Source organism: Streptomyces sp. NPDC058279, from assembly GCF_042881255.1.
In the GTDB taxonomy this organism is placed as follows: domain Bacteria; phylum Actinomycetota; class Actinomycetes; order Streptomycetales; family Streptomycetaceae; genus Streptomyces.
The window spans coordinates 840412-861615 of the sequence record NZ_JBHVYA010000001.1 but is presented as its reverse complement, the minus strand read 5'-3'; the positions used below and the strand labels follow the sequence as shown (position 1 = coordinate 861615).

Here is a 21204-nt window from a genome sequence, read left to right as displayed (position 1 = left end):
CGGCCGCCGGCCGCCCGCTCCTCCAGCGCCCGATCCGACCACCCTCTCCGTACCGCCCCGACCGAGGAGCCCCATGCGCCCACCCCGCAGGAGACCGGAAGCAGCGCCGCCGAGGACGCCCACGCCCCCGGCGCGCGGCCGTCGGGCGCACGCCGGGCCGCCCACCGAGGAGCCGGCGGCCGGGGCGGCCGGTGACGCCGCACGGACCCCGGCCCCGACCGGCCCGGCAGCCGGGGCGCGCCTGCGCCCCGGCACCGTACGCGCCAAGGTCGTCTCCCTGCTGATGGTCCCCGTCGTCTCGCTGCTCGGCCTGTGGGCCTTCGCGACGGTGAGCACCGCCCAGGACATCGCCCGCCTCGCTCGCGTCCAGCGGGTCGACCAGCGGATACGCACCCCCCTGACGACCGCGCTCACCGAACTGCAAGCCGAACGGCGGGCAGCGGTCCGCTACCTCGCCGATCCCGCCGCCGACCAGGGCGCCGCGCTGGAGCAGCAGGCCCGCCGTACCGACGCGGCCGTACGCGGACTGCGGCTCGGCGACCGGAACACGGTGGCCGACTCCGGTGACCAACCGAGGGAGGTGGCCACCCGGCTCGGCGCCTTCGTGGTCGCCGCCGAAGCGCTCGGCCCGTTCCGCGCGGAAGTCACCGACCGGCGCACGAGCCCGGACACCGCCTACGAGACCTACAGCCGCGTCGCCGACTCCGCCCTCGCCGCCGTCGGGTCCCTGTCCGGCGGCCACGATCCCGAACTCGGTGCCGGCGACCGGGTGCTGCTGGAATTCGGCCGGGCCGGGGAGTTGCTCTCCCGGGAGGACGCGTTGCTCGCCCTGCCGGAGGCACGGAGTCAGGAGGCACTGCGTCGCCTGACCGGAGTCGTCGAGACCCGGCGCGCGGTCACCGATTCGGCCGCGCGGGACCTGCCCGACGCCGGCCGGCGCGCCTGGGAGGCCGTGGCCGGCAGCGCCCGGTACGCCGAGCTCACCGACGCCGAGGAACGGGCGCTGGACGCGGCCGCCACGCCCGTGAACGGGACGACCGTGAACGGGACGACCGTGAGCGGGACGACGGCGAAGGAGACGACGACGAAGGAGGCCCACCGTGCGCCCGCCGGATGGGACTCCGCCTACACCGGCGTCAGCGCCTCCCTGCGCGAGATCGCGGACGCGGCCCACACCGGGGCCGCCGACCGGGCCGGCCCGTTCGCCGAGGGCGCGTCCGGCCCGTCCGGCGCCGCCGTGCTGCTGGGGCTGGCCGCTGTAGCCGCATCCCTGGTCATCTCCGTACGCATCGGGCGAGCCTTGGTCGTCGAGCTGGTCTCGCTGCGCAACACCGCCCTGGAGATCGCCCACCACAAGCTCCCGCACGCCATGGAGCGGCTGCGGGCCGGCCAGGACATCGACATCGACGCCGAGACCGCCCCCGGACCTGCGGCGGACGACGAGATCACCCAGGTCGGTGAGGCGCTGTCCACCGTCCACCGGGCCGCCCTGAGCGCTGCCGTCGAGCGCGCCGAACTCGCCGACGGAGTCAGCGGCGTCTTCGTCAACCTCGCCCGACGCAGCCAGGTCCTCGTGCACAAGCAACTCACCCTGCTCGACTCGATGGAGCGGCGCGCCGACGACCCGGGCGAACTCGGGGACCTCTTCCGGCTCGACCACCTCACCACCCGGATGAGGCGGCACGCCGAGAGCCTGATCATCCTCTCCGGCGCCGCCCCCGGTCGGGCGTGGCGGTTGCCGGTACCGCTGACCAGCGTCGTCCGCGCCGCCGTCGCCGAGATCGAGGACTACCCGCGCGTCGAGGTCCGTCGGCTCGCCGAGGCCGCCATCGTGGGCGGCGCCGTCGCCGACCTGACCCACCTGCTCGCCGAACTCATCGAGAACGCCGCCCAGTTCTCGCCGCCCCACACCAAGGTCCGGGTCAGCGGTGAGCCGGTGGGCGCCGGGTACGTCATCGAGGTCGAGGACCGCGGACTCGGCATGGGCAGTACGTCGCTCGACGAGGCGAACCGCCGCATCGAGCAGTCCGAGGCCCTCGACCTCTTCGACAGCGACCGCCTCGGACTGTTCGTCGTCAGCCGGCTCGCGGCCCGGCACGGTATCCGGGTGCACCTGCGCACGTCGCCGTACGGGGGGACTACCGCGGTGGTGCTGCTGCCGAACTCCTTGATCCGGGGCGCCATCACGGCCGGCGACGTACGGGAACCCGCAGGCGGGATCCGGGAGCCGGAACCGGGACCGGACGCGGGCCCGGACGCGGGCCCGGGTCGGGTCGAGGAGCCGGAACGCGGGCGGCCCGCCCCGGTGGCGTCGCTGCGACCGCGCGGACCCGGGCGCGTCGACACGGCCGTCCCGCCGCCCGCCGGCGCGTCGTCCGGGTCCGTCCCGCCGCCCGCCGGCGTGGCGGTGACCGAACTGCCGCGCAGGGTCCGACAGGCCGCCCTGGTCCCACAACTGCGCGAGGTGCCCGCCCCGATGGACCCGGCCGGGACCGGCCGCTTCGGGGAACCCCCGGGCCGCAGTCCCGAGGAGGTCCGCGACCGGATGGCGGCGTACCAGGCCGGCTGGACCCGCGGCACTCGGGAGCAGTCCCCCCACGACGGCAGCGAAGGAGAATCGCGATGATCGAACCACAGAGATCCGACCCGGACGAGGTCCACGGGTCCGGCGAGTTGGACTGGTTGCTGGACGACCTGGTGGTACGGGTCCGGGAGGTCCGCCACGTGGTGGTGCTGTCCAACGACGGCCTGGCGGTGGGTTCCTCCAGCCAGTTGAGCCGTGAGGACGCCGAGCACCTGGCGGCCGTGGCGTCGGGCTTCCAGAGCCTCGCCAAGGGTACGGGGCGACACTTCCGCACCGGGGACGTGCGCCAGACGATGGTGGAGATGGACGAGGGGTTCCTGTTCGTCGCGGCCGCCGGCGAAGGCTCCTGCATGGCCGTGCTCAGCGCCGCCGGCTCCGACATCGGGCTGATCGCGTACGAGATGGCCCGGCTGGTGAAACGGGTCGGCGAGCACCTCTACACCCCGCCGCGGTTCACGGCGCGGCCGCCGGCCGCCGGTTGAGCGCGGCGGTCGCGCGGATGGAAGGCCACTGGTACGACGCGGCGGCGGGCCCGCTCGTGCGTCCGTACGCCATGACCGGGGGGCGCACCAAGCCCGGCCCGCATGGGGTCAGGTTCGACCTGATCGCCCTGGTCGTGGTGGACCGGGCCGGCCCCGACGCGGCGGACGAGGCGTTGCTCGGTCCCGAACACCGGACGCTGCTCGGGCTCTGCCGGGCGCAGACGCAGTCGGTGGCGGAGCTCGCCGCGGACGCCGACCTGCCGGTGGGCGTCGTACGGGTGTTGCTCGGGGACCTGCTGGAGGGCGGCCATGTGAAGGTCAGCCGTCCGGTACCGCCCGCCCAACTGCCCGACGAACGGATTCTGCGGGAAGTCATCGAAGGATTGCGAGCACTGTGATGGGACTGCGGGACGACGGGCCGGGCGCGGCCGACGCGGTGGACGCCGAGTCGGCTCCACTTGCCTTGAAGATCCTGGTGGCAGGCGGATTCGGAGTCGGCAAGACCACCCTGGTCGGGTCGGTCAGCGAGATCAGGCCGCTGCGGACCGAGGAACTGCTCAGTCGGGCGGGGGAACACGTCGACGACACCGGAGGCGTGGGCCGCAAGACGACCACGACGGTGGCCATGGACTTCGGGCGGATCACCATCCGGGCCGGGCTGTCGCTCTACCTGTTCGGGACGCCGGGACAGGACCGGTTCTGGTTCCTCTGGGACGAGTTGTCGCAAGGCGCGCTGGGCGCGGTGGTGCTCGCGGACACCCGCCGCCTGGAGGACTGTTTTCCGGCCGTGGACTACTTCGAGCACCGACGGATCCCGTTCGTTGTGGCCGTCAACTGCTTCACCGACGCGCGGCGGTACGGGGCGATCGAGGTGGCGCGGGCCTTGGACCTGGAGCAGGGGACACCGGTGGTGCTGTGCGACGCGCGGGACAAGGACTCGGGGAAGGAAGTGCTGGTCAGGCTGGTCGAGTACGCCGGTCGGGTGCACACCGCCCGGCTGCTCGACGCCGTCGGCGCGCCGCCGGGGCCGCACTGACCGCAGGACGTGGCGGGGCGTCGAGGGAACGGAGGCGGGGCGGGTTACGTGCGGGCGCGGGCGGAGCGGGCCGGACGGGCACCCGCCGTTCCTCTTGAGTCATTTCCGCGCCGGAGGTCCGTCCTCCTTGCCGGGAAGGAGCCGGTGGGGAAGGCTTGCGGACGACCGAGCAGGGTGGGGCGCGGCCACGTGGGCCGCGCCGACGGGGAGGGGCTCCACATGGCACTGGACAAGCAGCTCGACTGGCTGTTGGACGATTTGACGCGCAGGGTGCCGCAGGTGCGGCACGCGGTGGTGCTGTCCAACGACGGGTTGGTCACGGGTGCGAGCGCGGGGTTGGCGCGCGAGGACGCCGAGCACCTGGCGGCGGTCGCGGCCGGACTGCAGAGCCTCGCGAAGGGCTCGGGGCGGCATTTCCGGGCGGGGGACGTCCGTCAGACGATGGTCGAGTACGACGAGGGGTTCCTCTTCGTCATGGCGGCGGGCGCGGGCAGTTGCCTGTGCGCGCTGAGCGCCGCGGAGGCGGACATCGTGCAGGTCGCCTACGAGATGACGCTGATGGTGAACCGGGTGGGCGAGCACTTGGGCGTCACGGAGCGCCGGATCACGGGCGGCTGAGCGGAGTTATCCACAGGCCCTGCGCGGGTCCGTCGCTCTCGGTTACGGTCTTCACACAGAGTGATCGTCACTCGTGGGGGAGGACCGTGATGAAGAGTGATGTGCGGGCGGCCGTACTGGACGTGCCCGGGCTGACCGTGCCGCGGGCGCGGGCGGAGGTATCGGCGGGCACGCCGCAGGAGCAGTTGCTGGGCGCCGTCCAGGCGGCCCGGGAACTGGGTTTGAAACGGGGTGAGTTCGCCCGGGCCGTCCAGCTGGGGCTGGTGCGTGCCGGACCCCGGGCGCCGAGCGGGGCCGCCCGCTTCACCCGGGGGGAGCTGGACCGGGTCCGTGCGGCCGAGGGTTTTCCGCAGGCGTTGCGCGAGCGGGTCGAGACCGTGGCCGGCGCGGACGCCGCGGCCGAGGTGTTGGGGGTCGGGCCGAGCCGGTTGACCCGGCTCGCGCGCTGCGGGCACCTCACCCCGATCGGCTACCGGATCAACCGGTACCGGGCCGTGGTGTGGCTCTATCTCGCGGCGGAGCTGCGGGAGTTCGCAGCCCGGGAAGCCGCGATGCTGACGGGGATCGCCTCCCCGGCGGACCGGGAGCTGATCGCGGCCAAGACGGACCTGCGGCCGCGGGCGTGGCGCGGGCGGCATGTGGGACTGCTGCTGAGACGAACCGCCGATCCCTGGGAGCGGGCGGCCGTAGTGGCCTCCGTCCTCCAGGACGAAGAGGTGCGGGCGGTGGTGCCCGACCCGGCGGAGCGGATCGTGCTGGCCGCCCTCGCCCCTCCGCCGCCGTACGGGCATCCGCAGCTTCCGGCGGCCGCGGCCGTGGCGTCGCGGCTGCTGCGGGCGCAGGAGCCGGATGAGATCCACTGGTACCGCACCAGCCTGGACTTCGCCCTGACCGGGGCGCGCGGTCAGTCGAAGTCGACGGGGGAGAGGGGGCCGACGTAGACCCAGGCCCCGCCCTCCCGGGAGAAGCCGCTCAGTTCGTGCAGGGAACCGGTGTGCCGGCCCTCGCGGTAGTGCGCCCGGAACTCCACCGACCCCTCCGTCTCGAACATCCCGCCCCGCTCGGTGGCGAGGACCTCCAGCCGCTCCCAGCGCTGACCCGGGTCCAGTTCGAGCCCGGCGGGTCGGGTCGAGGAGTGCCAGGAACGCAGCAGGTAGGCGGTGTCGCCGACGGCGAACGCGCTGAACCGGGAGCGCATCAGCAGTTCGGCGGTGGGCGCCTGCCGTTCGCCGGAGTGGAAGCGGCCGCAGCACTGTGGGTAGGGGGCGGGCAGCCCGCAAGGACAGGGGAGGGCCGGCGTGGGCATGGTGGGGCTCAGCTCTTCGGGGACGAGGGGGTGGACGACGTGGACGTGGAAGACGGAGCGGACGAAGGAGACGCGGACGGGTACGGGCGGAAGAGGCCCTCCTGCACGACCGAGACGAGGAGCCTGCCCTCCAGGTCGTAGATACGACCGCGGGCCAGGCCCCGGCCGCCGTGGGAGATGGGTGACTCCTGGTCGTACAGGAACCACTCGTCGGCCCGGAACGGCCGGTGGAACCACATGGCGTGGTCCAGGGAGGCCATGTCGAAGCCACGCATGCCCCACAGGGGTTCGACGGGGATGCGCACGGCGTCGAGGAGGGTCATGTCACTGGCGTAGGTGAGGGCGCAGGTGTGGACGAGGGGGTCGTCGCCCAGTGGGCCGACGGCGCGCATCCACACGGCGCTGCGCGGATCGGCGTCCTTGAGCTCCTGCGGAATCCAGCGGAGCCGGTCCACGTACCGGATGTCGAAGGGCTGTCGGCGGGCCATCCGCTCCAACGCCTCGGGCAGCGCGCCCAGGTGCTCACGGATCTCGTCGACCAGCTTCGGGAGCGTGTCCGGATGCGGGAAGTCCAGTCGAGGAGGCAACTGGTGCTCGATGCCGCCCTCCTCCGGGTGATGGAAGGAAGCGGTCAGATTGAAGATGGTCTTGCCCTGCTGGACCGCGGTGACGCGGCGCGTGGTGAAGGAACGCCCGTCGCGCACCCGTTCCACCTGGTACACGATCGGCACCCCCGGGATGCCGGGGCGCAGGAAGTACGCGTGCAGCGAGTGGACGGGACGGTCGCTCTCGGTGGTGCGGCCGGCGGCCACCAGTGCCTGGCCGGCGACCTGCCCGCCGAACACGCGCTGGAGGGACTCCTGGGGGCTGGCGCCCCGGAAGATGTTGACCTCGATCTGCTCCAGGTCGAGCAGATCGACCAGTCTCTCGGCGGGGTTCGTCATCAGGGGATCTCCACTGTCAGGTCCGACGGTTTCGGCGGGTCCGGTGAGTCCGGTGGCGCGGGCTTGCGGGGGCGGGTCAGAGCCCACCGAGCTCGCCGACCGAGGTGACGCGGATGACCGCCCGGCCCTCCTCGTCGGAAGCCGCGAGGTCGACCTCGGCACTGATGCCCCAGCCATGGTCCCCGTTGGGGTCGGCGAAGGTCTGCCGGACGCGCCACAGGCCGTGCGGCGCGTCCTCCTCGATCTGCAGGAGCTTGGGCCCGCGCGCGTCGGGGCCGGTGCCCAGGTCGTCGTACTCGTCCCAGTAGCGGTCCAGGGCCTCGCCCCAGGCGTCGGCGTCCCAGCCGGAGTCGCCGTCCAGCTCGCCCAACACGTTGACGTGGTCCAGGGCGGCCAGCTCCACCCGGCGGAACATGGCGTTGCGGACGAGCACCCGGAAGGCGCGCGGGTTCGCGGTGACGGGCTTGACCTGGTCGGCCTTCTCCTGGGCCTCCTCCGCCGTCTCCACCTCCGGGTTCGCCAACTGCTCCCACTCGTCGAGCAGGCTGGAGTCCACCTGGCGCACCAGTTCGCCCAGCCAGGCGATGAGGTCCTGGAGGTCCTCCGACTTCAGGTCGTCGGGGATGGTGTGGTCGAGCGCCTTGTAGGCGCTCGCCAGGTAGCGCAGCACGATGCCCTCGGTGCGGGCCAGCTCGTAGTAGGAGGTGAACTCGGTGAAGGTCATCGCCCGCTCGTACATGTCGCGGATGATCGACTTCGGGGAGACCGGGTGGTCACGCACCCAGGGGTGGCTCTTGCTGTACACGTCGTAGGCGTGCAGGAGCAGCTCTTCGAGCGGCTTGGGGTACGTCACGTCCTGGAGCCGCTCCATCCGCTCCTCGTACTCGATCCCGTCCGCCTTCATCGCGCCCACGGCCATGCCGCGTTCCTTGTTCTGCTGCGCGGCCAGGATCTGGCGGGGGTCGTCCAAGGTGGATTCGACGACCGACACCATGTCCAGGGCGTAGGAGGGGGACTCCGGGTCCAGCAGGTCGAAGGCGGCGAGCGCGAAGGTGGACAGCGGCTGGTTCAGCGCGAAGTCCTGCTGGAGGTCGACGGTGAGCCGGATGCTGCGGCCCTCCGCGTCCGGTGTGTCGAGTTGTTCGACCACTCCGCCGTCGAGCAGCGAGCGGTAGATCGCGATCGCCCGGCGGATGTGGCGCAGTTGGGCCTTGCGCGGCTCGTGGTTGTCCTCCAGGAGGTGGCGCATCGCCTGGAAGGCGTCTCCCGGCCGGGCGATCACCGAGAGCAGCATGATGTTGGTGACCTTGAAGCGCGAGGTGAGCGGCTCCGGGTCGGCGGCGATCAGCTTCTCGAAGGTGGTGTCCGACCACGCCACGAAGCCCTCGGGAGCCTTCTTGCGGACCACCTTGCGGCGCTTCTTCGGGTCGTCGCCCGCCTTGGCGAGGGCCTTCTCGTTCTCGATGACGTGCTCGGGCGCCTGCGCGACGACATAGCCCGCCGTGTCGAAGCCGGCCCGCCCCGCCCGGCCGGCGATCTGGTGGAACTCGCGGGCACGCAGCGTCCGCACCCGGTTGCCGTCGTACTTGGTGAGCGCCGTGAACAGCACCGTGCGGATCGGGACGTTGACACCCACGCCCAGGGTGTCGGTACCGCAGATGACCTTCAGCAGGCCGGCCTGCGCCAGCTTCTCCACCAGGCGGCGGTACTTGGGCAGCATGCCGGCGTGGTGCACACCGATGCCGTGGCGGACGTAGCGGGAGAGGTTCTGGCCGAACTTGGTGGTGAAGCGGAAGTTGCCGATCAGCTCCGCGATCTTGTCCTTCTCCTCGCGGGTGCACATGTTGATGCTCATCAGCGACTGCGCCCGCTCGACCGCCTGGGCCTGGGTGAAGTGCACGATGTACACCGGAGCCTGCCGCGTTTCGAGCAGCTCGGTGATGGTGTCGGTGATCGGCGTGGTGACGTACTCGTACGACAGCGGGACCGGCCGGGTCGCGGAGCGGACCACCGAGGTGGGCCGCCCGGTGCGTCGGGTCAGGTCCTCCTCGAAGCGCTTCATGTCACCGAGGGTCGCCGACATCAGGACGAACTGTGCCTGCGGCAGTTCCAACAGCGGGATCTGCCAGGCCCAGCCGCGGTCCGGCTCGGCATAGAAGTGGAACTCGTCCATGACGACCTGGCCGATGTCGGCGTACTTCCCGTCGCGCAGGGCGATCGAGGCCAGTACCTCCGCGGTGCAGCAGATCACCGGCGCGTCCGCGTTCACGGAGGCGTCGCCGGTCAGCATGCCGACGTTCTCGGTGCCGAAGAGCTTGCAGAGGTCGAAGAACTTCTCCGAGACCAGCGCCTTGATCGGAGCGGTGTAGAAGGTGACCTTGTCCTGGGCGAGGGCGGTGAAGTGCGCACCCGCCGCGACGAGGCTCTTTCCGGAGCCGGTCGGGGTGGACAGGACCACGTTCGCCCCGGAGACGACCTCGATCAGCGCCTCCTCCTGCGCCGGGTACAGGGTGATGCCCTGCTCCTCCGCCCACGAGGAGAAAGCCTCGAAGAGGGCGTCGGGGTCGGCGTTCGGCGGGAGCTGATCAATGAGGGTCACACCCCCCATCTTGCCTGGCTTCCGACCGGATCAGGCAACCGGCGGCCGGAAGGAAGATCATCGACTGTACGCTGTGCCGTCGACGCGGCCCGAGCGAATCAGTCACCGGGGCCCGATATCACCGAACCGGGGCGGGAAAAGAACCATGATGGGTCCGGCGCACTCTCTGTCCGGCGCGGCGGCCTGGCTGGGGGTGGGTGCGGCGGCCGCGGCCGCGGGACACCCGATGCCGTGGCCCGTCCTCGTCGTCGGCGCGCTCATCTGCGCGGGGGCCGCCCTCGCCCCCGACCTCGACCACAAGTCGGCGACGATCTCGCGCGCCTTCGGCCCCCTGTCGCGAGGGTTGTGCGAGGTGGTCGACAAGATCTCCTACGCCGTCTACAAGGCGACCCGCGCCCCGCGCGACGCCCGCCGCTCCGGCGGACACCGCACCCTGACCCACACCTGGCTGTGGGCCGTGCTCATCGGTGCCGGGTCCTCCGCCCTGGCGGTCACCACCGACCGCTGGGGCGTTCTCCTCCTGCTCTTCGTCCACCTCGTACTCGCCGTCGAGGGCCTGCTGTGGCGGGCCGCCCGGATGTCCAGCGACATCCTGGTGTGGCTGCTGGGCGCCACCAGCGCCTGGATCCTGGCCGGCGTGCTCGACCAGCCCGGCAACGGAGCGGGCTGGTTGTTCACCGGGGCCGGCCAGGAGTACCTGTGGCTCGGCCTGCCGATCCTGCTCGGCGCCCTGGTCCACGACATCGGCGACGCGCTGACCGTCTCCGGCTGCCCGATCCTGTGGCCGCTGCCCATCGCCGGCAAGCGTTGGTACCCCATCGGGCCGCCCAAGATGATGCGCTTCCGCGCCGGGAGCTGGGTGGAGCTCAAGGTGCTCATGCCGGTGTTCATGCTGCTCGGCGCGGTGGGCGGCGCGGGGGCCCTGAACTTCATCTAGTGCTGTGGCCGGGAAGGTCCACCGGGTCGCGGCGCCCGGCACGGCACCTCCCTGCGTTGTCGGACCACGGAAGTACGTCCGGTACGAGCCGCGGCCCTCCGCCTCGCGATGCACCGCACCTGGGGGCACCTCCCAGCGGTAGCCGGGGGAACCGCGACCCGGCACACCTTCCCGGCCACAGCACCAGCGCACCTGCGACGCGTCCGGGGGAAAGGTCCGGCGGAAAGCAGGCCGAGCCGCCCGGCCACGATCCGCCGAGTCGGCAGGGTGCGGTTCGCGCCGTTTTGCCGCGCGTGCGCCGCAGCGGTGCGGCAGCGCCGTCGCCCGGCGGGAAGACGGTGCCCACGGGTGCGCCAACGCCCCGTAGGGCGGGAGGGCGTCAGGCCGTTGCCGCCGGCGGCACGACGCGTACCGGCTCATTACGGCCACCGACCGGGCAGCGCCGGTTCCGCCCGGCTGTATAACGTTCGGCGGGCGTGACCACCGCCCGTGCGGGGGCGAGGAGCGGGCTGTGAGCGGGATAGTGATCTATCTGCCGCCGGGGAACGGGGGCACGGCAGGCGCGGAGCCGGGCGAGGGCCCGGTGACGTTACGGCTCGGGCCGGGGGAAGTGGCCCGATTCGGGCGCGGCTCGGCCACCACCCCCGTCGAACTCCGCCTCGTCGACGCCGCGATCTCCCGGCTGGCGGGCGAGATCCGGGTCACCGACGACCACTGGCAACTCAGCAATCTCAGCGCGACGCAAAGCTATCTAGTGGAGAACCCGGAAGGGGCCGGCGAGTACCTGCGGGTACCGCCGCGCCGGGCCGGCGCGCCCATCCCCTTCGAGTTCTCCCGGGTCGTGCTGCCGACCCGGCGCGACACCACCGTCTCCTTCCAGGTCTTCGCCCCCGATCACGTCTACCTCGACCCGGACGGCCTCGGCGGCGCGGGCGGCCAGTGGGGCGGGCGAACGGTCACCGCGTACTCACTGGACGAGACGGCCACCTACTTCCTCGTCCTGCTTGCGCTCTGCGAACCGCGGCTGCGCGACGAGTCACCGGTCGCGGTGCCGACCACTCCCCAGGTCGTCGACCGGCTCAGGGGCCATCCGGCCTGCGGCAGGCTGACGGGCCGCGCGGTCAGCTCGCACATCGACTACCTCGCCGAGGAGAAGATGCGCGTCGCCGCGCCCGGCGAGCAGGACCCCGGCCGCGCCGCCCGCCGCAACGGCAAGCGGGAGTCGATCGTCGGCCTCGCCCTGCGGTTCGGGCTCGTACGGGAAGAGCACCTGGCACTGCTGCCGCCCCGCAACGGGATCCGGCGCGACGAGCCGACCGGAGGAGGGAACGGTGCACGGCCCGGCCGACACCTCGGGAAGTGACTGTACGGAGCTGCTTCCGCGCGGCTACCGCGTCGGGAGGTGGGAAGTCACCGAGCCCATCGCGGCCGGCGGGTGGGGCACCGTCTACGCGGGACGCGCGATCGGGCAGGACCGCACGGCTGAGGACCGCACGGCTGAGGACCGCACGGCTGAGAACCGCACCGCTGAGGACCGCCCCGCCGGTGAACGGCCGGCGGACGACGGCGCTGCCGGTGACCGCCCGGCCGAGGACCGGCTGCCGGAGGACGGTGTCGCGCTCAAGTTCCTGCCCACATCCGGGCTCGCCCCGCGCCAGGCCCGCAGCGTCGTGGACACGGCACGGCGTGAGGTCGAACTCGGCCGCCGCGCCGGCCACCCCCGGCTGATCCGCCTCCTGGACTCCGTCGTACTCGCCGAGCCGGGCCACCCCTTCCTCGACGGCGCCCTCGTCCTCGTGATGGAACGGGCCCGGCGCAGTCTCCGGGACCTCCTGCGCGCGGGCGCCGTGAGCGAGTCCGAAGGCGCCCGGCTGATCACCGAGATCTGTGAAGGGCTCGCCCACCTGCACCGCACCGGCTGGGTGCACGGCGACCTCAAACCGGACAACATCCTGCTCATGGCGGACGGTTCCGTCAGACTCTCCGACTTCGGTCTGGCCGCCGAACTCACCGGCACCGACGGCACCCACGGCTACGCGCCCCCGATGGGCACCTTCGACTATCTTCCGCCCGAGCGCCGCAAGGCCCCCCTCGGGGAACACGGCGTCCAAGTCCGGCCCAGCGCCGACATTTGGGCGCTCGGCATCGTGATCCACGAGGTTTTCGCGTCCGGAGCCCCACCCTTCCCCGGTGCTACGCCCATGGCGCGCGTCGCCGCGGCGCAGGAGTACGCCGAAGGCCGCGCCCCCCTGCGCCTGGACCCCGCCGTACCGCCCTTCTGGCGTGCCCTGGCCGCCGACTGCCTGGCCCCCACGCACGCCGCCCGCGCCGCCCACACGGCGCACAACCTCCTCGCCCGCATCACCGCTCGGTCCCAGGCGCGCCGGCAGCCCCGCACGGCCCCCGCGGCCCCGCTGGGCAGGGCCGTCCGCGTCGCGCTCGTGTCCGCGCTGGTGTGCGGGACGGCCGCGGCGAGCGGACCGTACGCCACCCCCCGCGGCGCGTCCGACCCGAACACCGAACCCACCGGCCGGATCCGGGTGTTCAACGCCGAACCGAGCTGCACCACCCGCACCGACCGGGACCCGGATTGCAGCCTCGGCCTCGCCATCGACCCCCGGCGGCCCTACACCTCGGACAACGTCGTCCCGACGAGGGTGTGGCAGGGCGACGAGCTGACCGTCGACTGCCTCCTCGCGCACGGCATTCCCATCATCGACGAGCGGGACGCCTGGTCCCCGCAGTGGTTCCGGGTCCGTCTGCCCGCCGGCACGGCACGGCCCACCGCCTGGCTGCCCGCCGTCCGTACCAAGGACCGCCCCGACGTCCCTCCCTGCCCCGCGCCGGCCTCCGGCCGCTGATCGGTAGGCCGACACCGCCCATCCCGGCGCGCGCGTCTCCCTACTCCAAGCCTTCCTCCTGCCGGAGACGTTCGCTGCCCGAACCCTCCCTATCCGAGACCCTCCGCGGCTGTCACTCCGGATCGTTCCGGATGCCCTGCCCCCGGCACCCGCGGCTAGCTTGCGGGCAGTCGGCGGGCCGACCGTGCGCGCACCGCGCCCCGGAACGCCGAACACCCGCACAGCACAAGGTGATGGCGAAGCGAAGGAGCTGCACGTGCGTGGCACAACAGCTGGGCGCGCGAGATCCGTAACGGCGCTCCTCCTGGTCGCGGCGACCGCGACCGCCCTCGGCGGTGGTCCCGCGTCCGCACGGGGCAAGGCCGACGTGCCCGGTCCCCTCGGGCACACCATGACGGCCGAGTCGTACTGCGACATCCCCCCGGACCGGGACATCGCCGTGACCCGGAAGGTCTACGAGGTCGGACAGCGCCGGGGAGTGTCCGACAAGGTGATGCTCGCCGGCTTCGAGACGGGCTGGGTGGAGTCCCGGATGAACAACCTGGACTGCGGTGACCGCGATTCGCTGGGTGTCTTCCAGCAGCGGCCTTCCCAAGGCTGGGGTTCCCCCGAGCAGGTCCTGGACGTCGACTACGCGGCGAACAAGTTCTTCGAGGTGGCCCAGCAGATGGAGCCCGGCATGGAGGGCGGCAGCGCCGGGGAACTCGCCCAGGCCGTCCAGCGATCCGGCTACCCGGAACGCTACCCGCAGGCGGAGGGCGTCGCCCGGCAGCTGCGGGAGGAGGCGTTCCAGCCCTACGGGACGATCGGCGCCAAGTACGACGGCACGGGCGGACAGGCCGGCCCACTGGGCCGACCCCTGCGCGCCGAAGAGCCCGCCCAACTGGGCGGACGGTTCCAGCTGTTCCAGAACGGGATCGTGATCTGGCATCCGGACGTGGCGTTCGCGGTGTACGGGGAGATCTTGAACAGGTTCTGGGCGACGGACGCGGAGCGTCGTTGGGGTTTTCCGACGATGGACGAGGCGGACGCGGCGCGGGCGCCGGACGGGACTCGGGGCCGGTACCAGTTCTTCGAGCAGGGCCTGTTCATGTGGTCGCCGCAGACGGGCACGCACGTCGTGCACGGTGCGATCTACGAGGCGTTCCACGCGGGTGGTCACGAGGGCGTGTTCGGCTATCCGGTCGGTGACGAGAGCGACGAGCCGGGCGGCAAGGTCCAGCGGTTCCAGAAGGCATCGATCCACTGGAGCCCCGACCGGGGCACCTGGACCACCACCAACTGACCGGGAGACGGCATGAGATCGCTGATCCTCCGGCGCCTGGCCAAGGCCGGCGCGCCGCTGCTCGCCGCCCTCGCGGTCACGCTCTTCCCGGCGACCGCCGCCGGCGCCTCAGAACCGGACGGCTCGATCGGGCGCGGTGAGGTCATGGACCGCGCCTGGTCCTGGGTTGCCGAACAGGTGCCCTACAGCCAGAGCGGCTGCTACGCCAACCGGTTCGGCTGCTACCGCCCCGACTGCTCGGGCTTCGTGTCGATGGCCTGGCACCTGGGCTCGTCACTGACGACGTGGAGCCTGTGGAACGTCACCGTCGACATCCCCGCCGCCGATCTGCAGCCCGGTGACGCGTTGTTGCGCGACTCCGGCGGCACCGACCACGTGGCGCTGTTCGTCCGGTGGGCCGACGCCGCCCACACCCAGCCGGTGGTGCGCGAGACGTACGACTTCGGGCACGTGGCCGAGGAGCGGGTGTGGGGCGACGGCCTGCGCGGATTCACCCCCCGCCGCTACAACACGCTGGACGACCTGATGCCGTACGGCGCGATCAGGGCCAAGTACGACGGAATGGGGGGCCTGGACAGCGTGCTGGGGCCACCCACCTCCGGCGAACGCGACTCCATGATGGGCGGCCGCTTCCAGGGCTTCCGCAACGGGATCGTGATCTGGCATCCGGACGTGGCGTTCGCGGTGTACGGGGAGATCTTGAACAGGTTCTGGGCGACGGACGCGGAGCGTCGTTGGGGTTTTCCGACGATGGACGAGGCGGACGCGGCGCGGGCGCCGGACGGGACTCGGGGCCGGTACCAGTTCTTCGAGCAGGGCCTGTTCATGTGGTCGCCGCAGACGGGCACGCACGTGGTGCACGGTGCGATCTACGAGGCGTTCCACGCGGGTGGTCACGAGGGCGTGTTCGGCTATCCGGTCGGTGACGAGAGCGACGAGCCGGGCGGCAAGGTCCAGCGGTTCCAGAAGGCATCGATCCACTGGAGCCCCGACCGGGGCACCTGGACCACCACCAACTGACCCACCACCCCTACCCATCGACCAGGAGGTCATCGTGAGTGAGCACCGCCCCACCCGCAGGCATCTGCTGAAGTCCGTCGGCGGGCTCTCCGCCGCCATGGCCCTCGGCGGCGCGGGCGTCCTCGGGACGGCAGCCGCGGCGAGCGCGGCGGGCGACGGCTTCGGGCTGCGCATCGTCGACCAGAACGAGGGCGACGCCCGCATGTGGTACTACCGCTTCCAGACCGACGCGATCGGCTGGCAGCCCGCCGTCAACGTCCTGCTGCCCGACGACTACCACACCAGCGGTCGCACCTACCCCGTCCTCTACCTCTTCCACGGCGGCGGCACCGATCAGGACTTCATCACCTTCGACCGGCTCGGCATCCGCGCGTGGACCGCCGGCAGGCCGATCATCGTCGTGATGCCGGACGGCGGGCACGCGGGCTGGTACTCCAACGCCGTTACCTCCAACACCGGCCCCAGGAACTGGGAGTTCTTCCACATCAATCAGCTCCTCCCATGGGTGGAGGCGAACTTCCGCACGTTCGCCGAGTACGACGGCCGCGCCGTCGCCGGGTTCTCCATGGGCGGTTTCGGCGCCCTCAAGTACGCGGCCAAGTACTGGGGCCACTTCGCCTCGGTGAGCTCCCACTCCGGCCCCGCCAGCGTGCGCCGGGACAACGGGGCGGTCGTGCACTGGGCCAACCTGTCCTCCGCCGCCCTCGACCTGGCCGGCGGGACCGTTTACGGCGTGCCGTGGGACCAGGGCCGCGTCACCGCCGACAACCCCGTCGAACGCGTCGAGAGCTACCGCAACAAGCGGGTCTTCCTCGTCGCCGGAACCAGCCCCGACCCGACCAACGCGTTCGACTCGTTCAACGAGACGCAGGTCCTCGCGGGTCAGCGGGAGTTCCGCGGTCTCCTCGACCGGGCCGGGATCCCGCACGAGTGGCACGAGGAACCCGGCGGCCACTTCGTCCGCGACTACATGATGTGGCGCGACCTCGACGGCATCATCGACCGCCTCCGCAAGGCGTAGGGGCGCCCCGTACGGCCTCGCGGACGCCACCGACCCACGCGTGGCGTCCGCGAGGTCACCGCCACCCCGCGAGGCCACAGCCACCCCGCGAGATCCCGCCACCCCGCGAGATCCCGCCACCCCTCGCGAGCCCCCGTCACTTCCGCGAGGCAGGGCCTCAGCCGTGCCAGGACCGCCACAGCGCCGCGTAGGCGCCGTCCGCCGCGACGAGTTCCTCGTGCGAGCCGAACTCGCTGATCCGGCCGTCCTCGACCACCGCGATCACGTCCGCGTCGTGCGCGGTGTGCAGCCGGTGCGCGATCGCGACGACCGTACGGCCGTCCAACACCCGGGCCAGCGAACGCTCCAGGTGCCGGGCCGCCCGCGGGTCCAGCAGCGAGGTGGCCTCGTCCAGCACCAGCGTGTGCGGATCCGCCAGCACCAGACGGGCCAAGGCGACCTGCTGCGCCTGCGCGGGAGTCAGCGCCGCGGCGCCCGACCCCACCTCCGTGTCCAGCCCGGCCGCCAGGGACCGCGCCCAGCCGTCCGCGTCCACCGCCTCCAGCGCCGCCCACAGCTCGGCGTCCCCCGCACCCGTCCTGGCCAGCCGCAGGTTGTCCCGCAGCGAGCCCACGAAGACGTGGTGCTCCTGATTGACCAGCGCCACGTGCTCGCGCACCCGCTCCGCCGGCATCCGCGACAGCCGCGCCCCGCCGAGGGTGACCTCGCCGGTCCGTGGCGCGTAGACGCCCGCCAGCAGTCGGCCCAGGGTCGACTTGCCCGCCCCCGAGGGACCGACCAGCGCCATCCGGGTCCCCGGCGGCACGGACATCGACACCCGGTGCAGCACGTCCACGCCCTCCCGGTAACCGAACCGCACCTCATCGGCGCGGACCGTCCGCCCCCGTGGCGAGACGGACGCGTCGCCGCCGTCGGGTTCGATCTCGTGGATGCCGACCAGGCGGCCCAACGACACCTGCGCCACCTGGAGTTCGTCGTACCAGCGCAGGATCAGACCGATCGGGTCGACCATCATCTGGGCCAGCAGGGCGCCCGTCGTCAGTTGCCCCACCGACATCCAGCCGCGCAGCACGCAGTATCCGCCGATCATCAGCACGGAGCCGAGGATCGTCACGTAGGTGACGTTGATGACGGGGAAGAGCACGGACCGCAGGAAGAGGGTGTACCGCTCCCACGCGACCCAGCGGCCGATGCGCTCTTCCGACAGAGCCACCCGACGTCGTCCGAGCCGGTGCGCCTCGATGGTGCGGCCGGCGTCCACCGTCTCCGTCAGGGCCGCCGAGACCGCGGCGTAGCCGGCCGCCTCGGAGCGGTACGCGGACGGCGCCCGCCGGAAGTACCAGCGACAGCCGATCACCAGCACGGGCAGGGCCACCAGCGCGGCGAGCGCCAGCGGCGGCGCCGTCACCGCCAGCGCCCCGAACAGCAGCCCCGCCCACACCACGCCGACCGAGAGCTGCGGCACTGCCTCCCGCATCGCGTTGGCCAGCCGGTCGATGTCGGTGGTGATCCGCGACAGCAGGTCACCGGTCCCGGCCCGTTCCAGCACTCCGGGCGGCAGCGCGACGGAACGCACCAGGAAGTCCTCGCGCAGGTCGGCCAGCATCTCCTCGCCGAGCATCGCCCCGCGCAGCCGGAGCATGCGGACGAAACAGGTCTGGACGGCCAGCGCCAGTGCGAACAGCAGCCCCACGCGGGGCAGGTGGAGTTCGCGGACTCCTGCCGCCAGGTCGTCCACGACCCGTCCCAACAGGTACGGGCCCACCATCGAGGCGATCACCGCGATCGCGTTGACGCCCACCAGCACCGCGAAGGGCCGCCGGTGCCGTCGGAGCAGGCCGCGCACATAGCCCCGTACGGTCGCGGAGGTGCCGACGGGCAGCGTCGTGGCCGACTCGGGGGCCGCCGGGTCGTAGTGCGGCGGTGCCACGCCGATCATGCGGACTCCTCGATCTCGCTGAGTTCTTCGTCGAGCCGGCCGGTGATCTCCGCGCCCAGCGCGGTCAGGGGCAGCCCGTCGAGGCGCTGTTCCTCCTCCGTCTCGCGCGTCACGACCGCCCGGTAGCGCGGTTCGTCGCGCAGCAGTTCCCGATGGGTCGCCGCGGGCAGGGCCACGCCCTCGTGGATGAGGACGACCCGGTCGGCGCGGTCCAACACCAGCGGTGAGGAGGCGAGGACCACCGTCGTACGACCGGCGCGCAGCCCCGCGATACCGTCCGCGATGCGCGCCTCGGTGTGCGAGTCGACCGCCGAGGTCGGTTCGTCGAGCACCAGCACCTCCGGGTCGGTGACCAGCGAGCGGGCCAGCGCGAGCCGTTGGCGCTGCCCACCCGAGAGCGACCGGCCGCGCTCGGTGATCCGGGCGTCCATCGGGTCCGTCACCCCCTCGGGCGCGGACTGCGACACGGCCTCCAGTACGTCGCCGCACCGCGCGGCCTCCAACGCGGCCGCCGGGGTCACCGCCCCGGACGCCGGTACGTCGAACAGCTCCCGGAGCGTGCCGGACAGCAGCACCGGATCCTTGTCCTGTACGAGGACCAGTCGGCGGGCCGTGTCCAGCGCGAGCTCGTCCAGCGCCACGCCTCCCAGCAACACCGAGGCGTCGTCGTCGGTGACGGTGGGATGGCCGCCCAGGCGTTCCGCGAGCCGACCCGCGAGGTCGGGGTCCCCGCACACGACGGCGGTGAACCGTCCCGAGGGGGCCAGCAGCCCGGTCCGCGGGTCGTAGAGGTCCCCGCCCGGGGCCGGCGCCGGTACGGCGTCCGCCGTCTTCGGCGCCTTCGCTCCCTCGGCGCGGGTCAGCCGCAACACCCGGGCCGCGCGGGTGGCGGAGGGCCGCGAGAACGAGTAGGCCATGGCGATCTCCTGCACGCTGCGCAACGGGTAGAGCGACAGCGACACCGCGCTGAACACGGCGACGAGTTCGCCGACGAGGAGCCGTTCGTCCAGGACCAGCGAAGAGCCGTACCAGACCACCGCGATCAGCAGCAGCCCCGGCAGGAACACCTGGACGGCGGAGATCAGCGCCCACATGCGCGCACTGCGCACCGCGGCCGTGCGTACCTCCTGGGAGGCCGCGCGGTACCGGCCGAGGAACAGTTCCTCGCCGCCGATTCCGCGCAGGACGCGCAGGCCGGCCACGGTGTCGGCGGCCAGTTCGGTCGCCTTGCCCGCCTTCTCCCGCTGGACGTCGGCGCGTCGGGTGGCGCGGGGGAGCAGCGGCAGGGAGGAGAGGGCCAGCAGCGGCATCCCGACGGCGACCACGACGCCGAGGGACGGCGCGTACAGGACGAGGGCGACGCAGACGGCGACGAGCGAGGCGGCCGCCGCGAGGAAGCGGGAGACGGCCTCGACGAACCAGCCGATCTTCTCCACGTCGGCCGTCGATACGGCGACGACCTCACCGGCCGCCACCTGGCGGGTCAGGGCCGAGCCGAGGTCGGCGGTCTTGCGGGCGAGCAGTTGCTGCACCCGGGCGGCGGCGGTGATCCAGTTGGTGACGCTGGTCCGGTGCAGCATGGTGTCGCCGAGGGAGATGGCGACACCGAGCAGCGCGATCAGCGCGCCGACGAGGAGCAGCCGTCGTCCGTCGCCGTCCACGGCCGCTTCCACGCCGAGGCCCACCGCGAACGGCAGCCCGGCGATGGCGCAGTGGTGGACCAGCCCCCAGCACAGGCTCTTGGCCTGTCCGCCCAGTTGGGTGCGGCCCAGCCAGAGCAGGAGACGCGGGCCGGAACGGGCGTCGGGCACCCCGGGATCCGGATGCGGGAGATCGCTGATCTGCATGACGCCCCAAGACGGTCGAGTGACTCAAACCACACAAGGTTCGTCTTCCGGACCAAGCCCCCGCAAACGATTTTCTGGCCGCGCCGATCGTCGGCAGCGAGGTTTGCGGGCGCGGCGCTTGGTGTACGGGCCGCTCAACTGCGCTACGCGGTGCGGTGGGACGGGGAGGCCGTGGTCAGCAGACCCGCTCCGCCGGGGCGTCGGACAGGATGTCGAGGAGGCCGCCGAGCACATCGCGCTGCGCGGCGGTCAAGGGTGCCAGGATCTCCTCCGCCGCGGCGGTCCGCGCGTTGCGCAGTCGGCGCAGAGTGGCGCGGCCGGTGTCGGTGAGCTCGATCCGGATGACCCGCCGGTTGGCGGGGTCGGGCGCCCGGCGCACGCAGTCGGCCGACTCGAGCCCGTCGACCAGCGTCGTCACCGCTCGGGGGACGACTTCGAGACGGGCGGCGAGCTGCGCCATCCGCGGCGGTTCGGCGCCGTCGTAGTGCGAGACCAGCCGGAGCAGCCTTGACTGGGCTGGAGTGATCCCGAGGGGTTCGAGATGACGTTTTTGGATGCGGTGGAGCCGGCGGGTCAGGCGCAGCAGCTGCTCGGCGAGGACGCCGTCGTCGCTGTCGGGCGCGTCGACGCCGTCCGCGCCGGTCACGGTGTTGTCGGAAGCGGTGCTCATGCTGCGGTCCTCATAATGGGAAGAGTATCAGGACCAGACTCATTGTGAGTATAGG

General features: G+C 72.4%; 18 protein-coding genes. 12 read left to right on the top strand and 6 right to left on the bottom strand.

Going from position 1 to position 21204, the window contains the following annotated elements; all coding sequences use genetic code 11:
• The first annotated feature begins 73 nt into the window (after positions 1 to 73).
• The 6 genes from ACFVXJ_RS04125 (at position 74) to ACFVXJ_RS04100 (ending at position 5661) form a co-directional block, all read left to right on the top strand.
• Positions 74 to 2626, top strand: coding sequence for a nitrate- and nitrite sensing domain-containing protein (locus ACFVXJ_RS04125; protein WP_389658213.1), 2553 nt, complete (start codon positions 74 to 76; stop codon positions 2624 to 2626).
• Positions 2623 to 3066, top strand: coding sequence for a roadblock/LC7 domain-containing protein (locus ACFVXJ_RS04120; protein WP_389658209.1), 444 nt, complete (start codon positions 2623 to 2625; stop codon positions 3064 to 3066). Before ACFVXJ_RS04125 ends, ACFVXJ_RS04120 begins: the two co-directional genes overlap by 4 nt.
• Positions 3067 to 3083: 17 nt before the next feature.
• A complete protein-coding gene (locus tag ACFVXJ_RS04115; RefSeq protein WP_389658206.1) occupies positions 3084 to 3464 on the top strand; it encodes a DUF742 domain-containing protein in 381 nt (126 codons plus the stop codon).
• Positions 3464 to 4102 (top strand): ATP/GTP-binding protein, encoded by a 639-nt coding sequence (locus ACFVXJ_RS04110; protein WP_389658203.1) that lies wholly within the window; start codon positions 3464 to 3466, stop codon positions 4100 to 4102. The genes ACFVXJ_RS04115 and ACFVXJ_RS04110 overlap by 1 nt, the downstream gene beginning before the upstream one ends.
• Before the next feature lie 219 nt (positions 4103 to 4321).
• Complete coding sequence (locus ACFVXJ_RS04105; protein ID WP_136211471.1) at positions 4322 to 4720, top strand: roadblock/LC7 domain-containing protein; 399 nt, start codon at positions 4322 to 4324, stop codon at positions 4718 to 4720.
• Between the two features lie 89 nt (positions 4721 to 4809).
• Positions 4810 to 5661 (top strand): DUF6397 family protein, encoded by an 852-nt coding sequence (locus ACFVXJ_RS04100; protein ID WP_389658200.1) that lies wholly within the window; start codon positions 4810 to 4812, stop codon positions 5659 to 5661.
• On the opposite strand, the gene ACFVXJ_RS04095 is transcribed toward ACFVXJ_RS04100, so the two are convergent.
• From ACFVXJ_RS04095 to ACFVXJ_RS04085, 3 genes are all read right to left on the bottom strand, one after another.
• Positions 5625 to 6026, bottom strand: a complete 402-nt coding sequence (locus ACFVXJ_RS04095; RefSeq protein WP_389658197.1) for a YchJ family protein — start codon at positions 6024 to 6026, stop codon at positions 5625 to 5627. The genes ACFVXJ_RS04100 and ACFVXJ_RS04095 overlap by 37 nt on opposite strands.
• A gap of 8 nt (positions 6027 to 6034) precedes the next feature.
• Positions 6035 to 6970, bottom strand: a complete 936-nt coding sequence (locus ACFVXJ_RS04090; RefSeq protein WP_389658194.1) for an acyl-CoA thioesterase — start codon at positions 6968 to 6970, stop codon at positions 6035 to 6037.
• Between the two features lie 76 nt (positions 6971 to 7046).
• Positions 7047 to 9569: a DEAD/DEAH box helicase gene (locus ACFVXJ_RS04085; protein ID WP_389658191.1), complete on the bottom strand. Its 2523-nt coding sequence runs from the start codon at positions 9567 to 9569 to the stop codon at positions 7047 to 7049.
• Positions 9570 to 9714: 145 nt separating this feature from the next.
• Here ACFVXJ_RS04085 and ACFVXJ_RS04080 point away from each other — a divergent pair, with 145 nt between their 5' ends.
• From ACFVXJ_RS04080 to ACFVXJ_RS04055, 6 genes are all read left to right on the top strand, one after another.
• Positions 9715 to 10506, top strand: coding sequence for a metal-dependent hydrolase (locus ACFVXJ_RS04080; RefSeq protein ID WP_389658188.1), 792 nt, complete (start codon positions 9715 to 9717; stop codon positions 10504 to 10506).
• A 511-nt stretch (positions 10507 to 11017) separates the two neighbouring features.
• Complete coding sequence (locus ACFVXJ_RS04075; protein WP_389658186.1) at positions 11018 to 11869, top strand: serine/threonine protein kinase; 852 nt, start codon at positions 11018 to 11020, stop codon at positions 11867 to 11869.
• Positions 11838 to 13367 (top strand): serine/threonine-protein kinase, encoded by a 1530-nt coding sequence (locus tag ACFVXJ_RS04070; RefSeq protein WP_389658183.1) that lies wholly within the window; start codon positions 11838 to 11840, stop codon positions 13365 to 13367. The genes ACFVXJ_RS04075 and ACFVXJ_RS04070 overlap by 32 nt, the downstream gene beginning before the upstream one ends.
• Positions 13368 to 13623: 256 nt before the next feature.
• Complete coding sequence (locus tag ACFVXJ_RS04065) at positions 13624 to 14652, top strand: LGFP repeat-containing protein (protein WP_389658180.1); 1029 nt, start codon at positions 13624 to 13626, stop codon at positions 14650 to 14652.
• Between the two features lie 12 nt (positions 14653 to 14664).
• On the top strand, positions 14665 to 15672 hold the full coding sequence (locus ACFVXJ_RS04060) for a hypothetical protein (RefSeq protein WP_389658177.1): 1008 nt from the start codon (positions 14665 to 14667) through the stop codon (positions 15670 to 15672).
• Between the two features lie 34 nt (positions 15673 to 15706).
• Positions 15707 to 16693, top strand: coding sequence for an alpha/beta hydrolase (locus ACFVXJ_RS04055; RefSeq protein WP_389658175.1), 987 nt, complete (start codon positions 15707 to 15709; stop codon positions 16691 to 16693).
• A gap of 157 nt (positions 16694 to 16850) precedes the next feature.
• On the opposite strand, the gene ACFVXJ_RS04050 is transcribed toward ACFVXJ_RS04055, so the two are convergent.
• From ACFVXJ_RS04050 to ACFVXJ_RS04040, 3 genes are all read right to left on the bottom strand, one after another.
• A complete protein-coding gene (locus ACFVXJ_RS04050) occupies positions 16851 to 18632 on the bottom strand; it encodes an ABC transporter ATP-binding protein (RefSeq protein ID WP_389658173.1) in 1782 nt (593 codons plus the stop codon).
• Positions 18629 to 20479 (bottom strand): ABC transporter transmembrane domain-containing protein, encoded by a 1851-nt coding sequence (locus ACFVXJ_RS04045; RefSeq protein WP_389658171.1) that lies wholly within the window; start codon positions 20477 to 20479, stop codon positions 18629 to 18631. The genes ACFVXJ_RS04050 and ACFVXJ_RS04045 overlap by 4 nt, the downstream gene beginning before the upstream one ends.
• Before the next feature lie 175 nt (positions 20480 to 20654).
• Positions 20655 to 21149 (bottom strand): MarR family winged helix-turn-helix transcriptional regulator, encoded by a 495-nt coding sequence (locus tag ACFVXJ_RS04040; RefSeq protein ID WP_389658168.1) that lies wholly within the window; start codon positions 21147 to 21149, stop codon positions 20655 to 20657.
• Between the last annotated feature and the right edge of the window lie 55 nt (positions 21150 to 21204).